This window comes from Micromonospora mangrovicola (assembly GCF_047200535.1).
Taxonomy (GTDB): Bacteria; Actinomycetota; Actinomycetes; order Mycobacteriales; family Micromonosporaceae; genus Micromonospora.
This window is the reverse complement of record NZ_JBJZOG010000032.1, coordinates 60,053-67,052: the sequence shown is the minus strand read 5'-3', so window position 1 is coordinate 67,052 and position 7,000 is coordinate 60,053. Positions and strand designations below refer to the sequence as shown.

The window sequence follows — 7,000 nt, the reverse complement described above, 5'->3', positions numbered from 1 at the left end:
CCGCAGTTACCGAGAATCTGGTGTGTGAGAGATGTTGCGAGTCATAGTCCGCCGCCTGCTCCAGCTGGTGGTGACACTGATAGCGCTGTCCGCGCTCATCTTCGTCTGGTTGCGGAACCTGCCCGGCGGCCCGGTCGAGGCGCTGCTCGGTGAGCGGGCCACCCCGCAGAGCCGCGCCCTGCTGATCAAGGCGCTCGGCTACGACCAGCCGGTCCTCGTCCAGTACGCCAAGTTCATGCAGCGGGTCCTGAGCGGCAACTTCGGCAACTCGATCCGGACCGGCGACCCGGTCACCGAGGTGATCGGCCGCGCCTTCCCGGCCACCATCGAGCTGGCCCTGGCCGCGATGATCATCGCCGTCGGGCTCGGCATCCCGCTCGGCTACCTCGCCGCCCGGCACCGGGGCCGGCTGCTGGACAACCTGAGCATCGCCGGCACCCTGCTCGGCATCTCGATCCCGATCTTCTTTTTGGGCTACCTGCTCAAGGACGTCTTCACCCAGAACATCCACTGGTTCCCGCCCTCCGGGCGGATCAGCACCGGCATCGACAACACCGACGTGACCGGCTTCTTCGTCCTGGACGGCCTGCTCACCCGGGAGTTCGACGCCACCGGCGACGCGTTGTGGCACCTGATCCTGCCGGCGTTCACCCTGGCCACGATCCCGCTGGCGGTGATCGTCCGGATCACCCGGGCCAGCGTGCTCGACGTGCTCAACGAGGACTACGTCCGGACCGCCGAGGCGAAGGGCCTGCGGCACAAGACCATCCGGGGCCGCCACATCCTGCGCAACGGCCTGCTGCCGGTGGTCACCACCATCGGTCTGCAGACCGGCGCGCTGCTCTCTGGCGCGGTGCTCACCGAGAAGGTCTACAACTGGGGCGGCCTGGGGACGCTGATCACCGACTCGATCAGCGGCGGCCGTGACTACCCGGTCCTCCAGGCGCTGATCCTGCTGGCCGCACTGGTCTTCGTGGTGGTCAACCTCCTGGTCGACCTCTCCTACGCGTTCATCGACCCGAGGGTGCGTGTGCGATGAGTGATCCGATCACCCGCCCCAACGTGGGTGCCCAGCGCGACGGCGTCGACCCGTCCGCCGTCGAGGAGAAGCCTGAGGGCGTCACCCCACGCGGCATCGACCGGCTCGGCGAGCGGAAGCGGGCCCGGCTCGACGAGCTGGCCCAGGCCAGCGCCGACAAGGGCGGCGTGAGCCTGCTGCGGGACGCCTTCCGCCGGCTGCGCCGCAACCCGGTGGCCATCGTCGGCGCGGTCATCGTCGGCGTGTTCGTGCTGGTGGCGATCTTCGCGCCGCTGCTCGCGCCGCACGACCCGACGCAGCGCTTCGACGAGCTGACCAAGAACCTGACCGTCGACAGCATCCCCGGTGCCAGCAGCCAGTTCCCCCTCGGATCCGACCCGCTCGGCCGGGACTTCCTCTCCCGGATGATCCACGGCAGCCGGCAGACGCTCTTCGTCGGTGTGGTCGCCACCCTGATCGGCCTGGGCATCGGCGTGCTGATCGGCGCGCTCTCCGGCGCGCTCGGCGGCTGGGTCGACAACGTCCTGATGCGCCTCACCGACGTGATGCTCGCCCTGCCGGCCCTGCTGCTGGCGATCAGCCTGGTGGCCCTGGCCAGCCGGTCGAGCCAGTGGACGGTCATCCTCGCGGTGGCGATCGTCAACGTGCCGATCTTCGCCCGGCTGCTGCGCGGCTCGATGCTCGCCCAGCGGGAGAGCGACCACGTGCTGGCCGCCCGGGCGCTCGGCGTGAAGCAGGGGTCCATCGTGCTGCGGCACATGCTGCCGAACGCGATGACCGCCGTGATCGTGCAGGCCACACTCACCCTCTCCACCGCGATCCTGGAAGCGGCCTCGCTCTCCTTCCTCGGTCTCGGCGACCCGGACATCAACCGGGCCGAGTGGGGCCTGATGCTCGGCAACGACGGCGTTCGCTACTTCGAGGTCCGGCCCGAACTGGCGTACTACCCGGCCATCGCGATCATCGTGGTCGCGCTCGGCTTCACCCTGCTGGGTGAGGGCATGCGCGAGGCGATCGACCCGAAGAACCGGCGGTGACGGCGATGCGAGGCAACAGCACGGCCGGCTGGTGCCGGCGAGAGGAAGTGACCCGATGAGCCTGCTCGACGTACGCGACCTGAGCGTGGTGTTCCAGCGTCGCGGTGAGCGGCCGTTCACCGCGGTCGACAAGGTCAGCTTCAGCGTGGAGCCGGGGCAGACCGTCGGCCTGGTCGGCGAGTCCGGCTGCGGCAAGAGCGTGACCAGCCTGGCGATCATGGGCCTGTTGCCCCGCCGTGGCAACAAGGTCACCGGCCAGGTGATGTTCGACGGCACCGACCTGCTCGCGCTGCGCCCCGAGGACATGCGGGACCGGCGGGGCCGGGACATCGGCATGATCTTCCAGGACCCGCTCAGCTCCCTGAACCCGGTCGTCCCGATCGGCGTTCAGGTGGCCGAGGTGCTGGAGCGGCACCGCGGCATGGACCGCAAGGCGGCGCTGAAGGAGGCCCGGGAGCTGCTCGACGCGGTCGGCATCCCCGACCCGACCCGGCGGCTCAAGGAGTACCCGCACCAGATCTCCGGTGGCATGCGGCAGCGGGCGCTGATCGCCATCGCGCTGGCCTGCAAGCCGCGGCTGCTGATCGCGGACGAGCCGACCACCGCGCTGGACGTGACCATCCAGGCGCAGATCCTCACCCTGCTCAAGCAGCTCGTCGACGAGACCGGCACCGCGCTGATCATGATCACGCACGACCTGGGCGTGGTGGCCGGCCTCTGCGACACGGTCAACGTGCTCTACGGCGGCAAGGTGGTCGAGCGGGCCGCCCGGCACGAGCTGTTCGCCCGGCCGCGGCACCCGTACACCCACGGGCTGCTCAGTTCGGTGCCGCGGCTGGACTCGCCGCGCGGCGAGCGGCTGCACGCCATCCGCGGCTCGGTGGCCGACAACATCCCGTGGGTCGAGGGGTGCGCGTTCGCGCCCCGCTGCGACAACGTGGTGGACTCCTGCCTGGAGGGCACGCCTCCGCTCGAACCCACCGCGCCCGGCGGCGACCTGCGCTGCAACAACCCTGTGAGCGAGGAGGTGGCGGTTCCGTGACCGAGGAGCGGACCGGACCACTGGTCGAACTGCGCGACGTCAAGGTCCACTTCCCGATCAAGAGCGGTGTGCTCTTCGACCGCACGATCGGTTACGTCTACGCCGTCGACGGCGTTTCGCTGTCGATCAACAAGGGCGAGACGTACGGGCTGGTGGGCGAGTCGGGCTGCGGCAAGTCCACGCTCGGCCGGGGCCTGCTGCGGCTGGTCGAGCCGACCGACGGTGAGATCGTCTTCGACGGCGCCGACGTCCGCTCGCTCAAGGGCGAGTCGATGCGCAAGGCCCGCCGCCGGATGCAGATGATCTTCCAGGACCCGCTGTCCAGCCTCGACCCCCGCCAGTCCGTGGAGTCGCTGCTGGTCGAAGGGCTCAAGGCGCACGGCCTGGCCGGCGACAAGGCGGCCACCGCCAAGAAGCTGCGGGACACCCTGGCCGCGGTGGGCCTGCCCGCCTCCGCGCTCAGCAAGTACCCGCACGAGTTCTCCGGCGGCCAGCGGCAGCGGATCGGCATCGCCCGGGCGCTGGTGCTCGACCCGGACCTGATCGTCGCCGACGAGCCGGTCTCCGCGCTGGACGTGTCCATCCAGGCCCAGGTGCTCAACCTGATGGAGGACATCCAGAACGAGCACGGCCTGACGTACCTGATCATCGCGCATGACCTGGCGGTGGTCCGGCACATCGCGGACACGGTCGGGGTGATGTACCTGGGTGGCCTCGTGGAGGAGGCGTCCAGCGACGACATCTACCGGGAGCCGATGCACCCGTACACGAAGGCGCTGATGTCGGCGGTGCCGGTGCCGGACCCGCAGGTGGAGGACCGCCGCGAGCGGATCCTGCTCGCCGGCGACCTGCCCTCGCCGACGAACCCGCCGGCGGGCTGCCGGTTCCACACCCGCTGCCCGTGGGCTCAGCCGACCCGCTGCGCCGAGGAGCGGCCGGCGCTGCGCGAGGTGCTCGGCGGCCACCGGGTGGCCTGCCACTACGCCGAGGACATCGCGGCCGGCCGGATCCGGCCGCACGAGGTGGAGCCGGAACTGGTCCGGCCGGACGACGGGGCGGCGCCCGGCGGCGCCGACGATCTGATCCCGACCCAGTGAGCACGGCGCGAGGCCCCCTTCCCCGGCCGGGGAAGGGGGCCTCGGCGCGGCTCAGCCCTCGGGGCGGTTGAGCAGGCCGACCGCGACCGTGTGCACGGCGTCCAGCCCGGACGGGTCGGCCAGCGGCGCCCGGCCGCCGGTCACCACGTACCACTCGTCGGCGTCCTTGTACTGCACCCGCAGGGTGACCCGGCCGTCGGCCCACTCGGTGCGCAGGGTCAGCTCGCCGGTCACCACGCCGACCTCGTCGGTCATCACCCCGCCGGGCCCGGCGGTGATGTCGGCGGTCCGCTGCTGCGGTCCGCCGGCCGGGGCGGCGGGCGGGGTGGTGTCGGCGGACATGCCCGCCCCGGAGACGTCGGCCGGGGCGGACGGGGCACCGTCCGCCGTCATCCCGGCCGAGGTCGGGCCGGTCGCGGTCCCGCCGCCGGTGGCCGCCGCCGCGGCCTCGCCGGTGGCGGCCGGCGTCTGCTGGGGTGTCGGTGTCCCGCCGGCCCCGGTCACGGCTTGCTCGCCCATGTGCAGCCCTCCAACATGTCGGTCAGGGCGGCCTTCTCGGCGGTGGTCACCGTCAGCCGCCAGTGATGCTTGACCGTCACCCAGTCCGCGGCGTACTGGCACCAGTACGACTTGTTCGGCGGCTTCCACTGGGACGGATCCTGGTCACCCTTTGCCCGGTTGGAGCGGGCGGAAACCGCCACCAGTTGCGGCCGGGTGAGGTCGTTGGCGAAGTCGCCCCGCTTCGAGTCGTCCCACTCGTCGGCCCCCGACCGCCAGGCGGCGGCCAGCGGGACCACGTGGTCGATGTCGACGTCGGCGGGATCGGTCAGGACCAGTCCGTCGTACGGGCTGTCCCAGCGACCGCCCACCACGTTGCAGCCGGAGAGCTTGATGCTCTCCCCGTCGCGCTGCAGCACGCTGTCCCGGACGTCGCAGTTCTTGCCGGTGTCCCGCCAGTGCGGAAAGTGAGACCGGCTGTAGCCCTTCATCGACCCGGCGGCCGCCACGGTCAGCTCGCCGAGCTGCTGGTTGACGTTCCCCGCCGCGCTCGGTGGCGTGTCCGGCTCGGTGAGGGCCGGATCGCAACCGGTCGCGCCGAGGCCGAGCAGCGCGGTGAGTGCGGTTGCCAACCCGGCACGGGCTCCAGACTTCATACGCACAGACGACACCTCTCCAGCTTGCGGGCTCTCGGCGAGTCCGCACAGTACCCCGCGGCGGTTTCTGTGATTCGTGGCGTCGGGAGTGGAGGTAGGGGCAGAGTGTTTTCCCATGACCGCACCCGCGCCCGCGCTCCGGACCGGCACCGCCGCCGGTCGCGGCACCCTGCTCGCCGCGATCCTCGCCTCCGGCATGGTCTTCCTGGACAGCACGGTGGTCAACGTGGCGCTGCCCCGGCTCGGCGCGGAGCTGGGGGCAACCGTCGCCGGTCTCCAGTGGACCGTGAACGGTTACCTGCTCATGCTCGCCGCGTTCGTGCTGCTGGGCGGGGCCCTCGGCGACCGGTTCGGCCGGCGGCGGATCTTCCTGCTCGGCGTGGTCTGGTTCGCGGCGGCGTCGCTGCTCTGCGGACTGTCCCAGGGCACCGGCTGGCTGATCGCGGCCCGCTTCCTGCAGGGTGCCGGCGGGGCGTTGCTCACCCCCGGCTCGCTCTCCGTGCTCCAGGCCAGCTTCCACCCGGACGACCGGGGGCGGGCGATCGGCACCTGGTCCGGGCTGTCCGGCGTCTCCACCGCACTCGGCCCGCTGCTCGGCGGCTGGCTGATCGACACGCTCTCCTGGCGGTGGATCTTCTTCATCAACCTGCCGCTGGCGGTGGCCGTGGTGCTCGCCGCGCTGCGCTGGGTGCCGGAGAGCCGGGACGTGGAAGCCTCGCGTACCGGAGCGGGGCGGCGGTTCGACGTGACGGGGGCGCTGCTCGGCGCGCTGGGCCTGGGCGGTGTCACGTACGCCCTGATCGACGCCCCGGCGCGTGGCGTCGGCTCCCTGACGGTGCTGGCGGCGGTGCTGGTCGGGGTGCTCTCCGTGGTGGTCTTCGTGCTGGTCGAGCGGCGGCGCGGGGACGCTGCGATGCTTCCCACCGGGCTCTTCAGCAGCCGGCTCTTCTCGGTGCTGAACGTCTTCACCGTGGTGGTCTACGCGGCGCTCGGCGGGTTCACCTTCTTCCTCGCCGTCTATCTGCAGAACGTGGTGGGCTGGTCGGCGCTGCTCACCGGCCTGGCGACCGTGCCGATGACGTTGTTGCTGCTGGTCGGCTCGGCCCGGGCCGGTGCGCTGGCGGCCCGGATCGGTCCCCGGCTGCCGCTCACGGTCGGCCCGGCGCTCGCCGCGCTCGGCCTGCTGCTGCTGCGCGGGGTCGGGCCGGGCGCGTCGTACTGGACGGACGTGCTGCCCGGGGTGGTCCTGTTCGGGGCGGGCCTGACCCTGGTGGTGGCGCCGCTGACCGCCTCGGTGCTGGCGGCGGTGGCCGACCGGTTCGCCGGGGTGGCGAGCGGGTTCAACAACGCCGCCTCCCGGGCCGGCGGTTTGCTGGCGGTGGCGGCGCTGCCGCTGCTGGTCGGGCTCTCCGGGACCGGGTACGAGCAGAAGGCGGCGCTGACCGGCGCGTTCCGGGGGGCGATGCTCTGGTGCGCGGGGCTGCTGCTGGCCGGCGCGGCGATGGCCGGGCTGCTGATCCACCGACCGGCCCGGCAGGCGCCGGGCGCCCAGCCCTGCCCGTCACTGCCCGCCTCGACCCCACCCGACCGGTGAGCCGGAGGGGCCCGGACCGGCGGGGCCCCTCCGGTCC

At 72.1% G+C, this 7,000-nt stretch carries 7 protein-coding genes; 5 read left to right on the top strand and 2 right to left on the bottom strand.

Annotated elements, in window-relative coordinates:
• Positions 1–31: 31 nt before the first annotated feature.
• Genes ACL02O_RS15600 through ACL02O_RS15585 form a run of 4 tightly spaced genes read left to right on the top strand, consistent with a single transcriptional unit; the run spans position 32 to position 4,215 of the window.
• Positions 32–1,039 carry an ABC transporter permease gene (locus ACL02O_RS15600; RefSeq protein WP_412818783.1) on the top strand — a complete coding sequence of 336 codons (1,008 nt, stop codon included), beginning with the start codon at positions 32–34 and terminating at the stop codon, positions 1,037–1,039.
• A complete protein-coding gene (locus ACL02O_RS15595; RefSeq protein ID WP_412818782.1) occupies positions 1,036–2,076 on the top strand; it encodes an ABC transporter permease in 1,041 nt (346 codons plus the stop codon). The genes ACL02O_RS15600 and ACL02O_RS15595 overlap by 4 nt, the downstream gene beginning before the upstream one ends.
• A gap of 55 nt (positions 2,077–2,131) precedes the next feature.
• Entirely contained in the window at positions 2,132–3,118 is a 987-nt protein-coding gene (locus tag ACL02O_RS15590; RefSeq protein WP_412818781.1) for an ABC transporter ATP-binding protein, read from the top strand.
• Positions 3,115–4,215, top strand: a complete 1,101-nt coding sequence (locus ACL02O_RS15585) for an ABC transporter ATP-binding protein (RefSeq protein WP_412818780.1) — start codon at positions 3,115–3,117, stop codon at positions 4,213–4,215. Before ACL02O_RS15590 ends, ACL02O_RS15585 begins: the two co-directional genes overlap by 4 nt.
• A gap of 51 nt (positions 4,216–4,266) precedes the next feature.
• Here the strand turns inward: ACL02O_RS15585 and ACL02O_RS15580 are convergent, their stop codons facing one another.
• Together ACL02O_RS15580 and ACL02O_RS15575 are read right to left on the bottom strand one after the other, a co-directional pair.
• On the bottom strand, positions 4,267–4,734 hold the full coding sequence (locus ACL02O_RS15580) for a hypothetical protein (RefSeq protein WP_412818779.1): 468 nt from the start codon (positions 4,732–4,734) through the stop codon (positions 4,267–4,269).
• Positions 4,716–5,369 carry an HNH endonuclease family protein gene (locus tag ACL02O_RS15575; RefSeq protein WP_412818778.1) on the bottom strand — a complete coding sequence of 218 codons (654 nt, stop codon included), beginning with the start codon at positions 5,367–5,369 and terminating at the stop codon, positions 4,716–4,718. Before ACL02O_RS15575 ends, ACL02O_RS15580 begins: the two co-directional genes overlap by 19 nt.
• Before the next feature lie 115 nt (positions 5,370–5,484).
• Here ACL02O_RS15575 and ACL02O_RS15570 point away from each other — a divergent pair, with 115 nt between their 5' ends.
• On the top strand, positions 5,485–6,963 hold the full coding sequence (locus ACL02O_RS15570; protein ID WP_412818777.1) for an MFS transporter: 1,479 nt from the start codon (positions 5,485–5,487) through the stop codon (positions 6,961–6,963).
• Positions 6,964–7,000 lie beyond the last annotated feature (37 nt).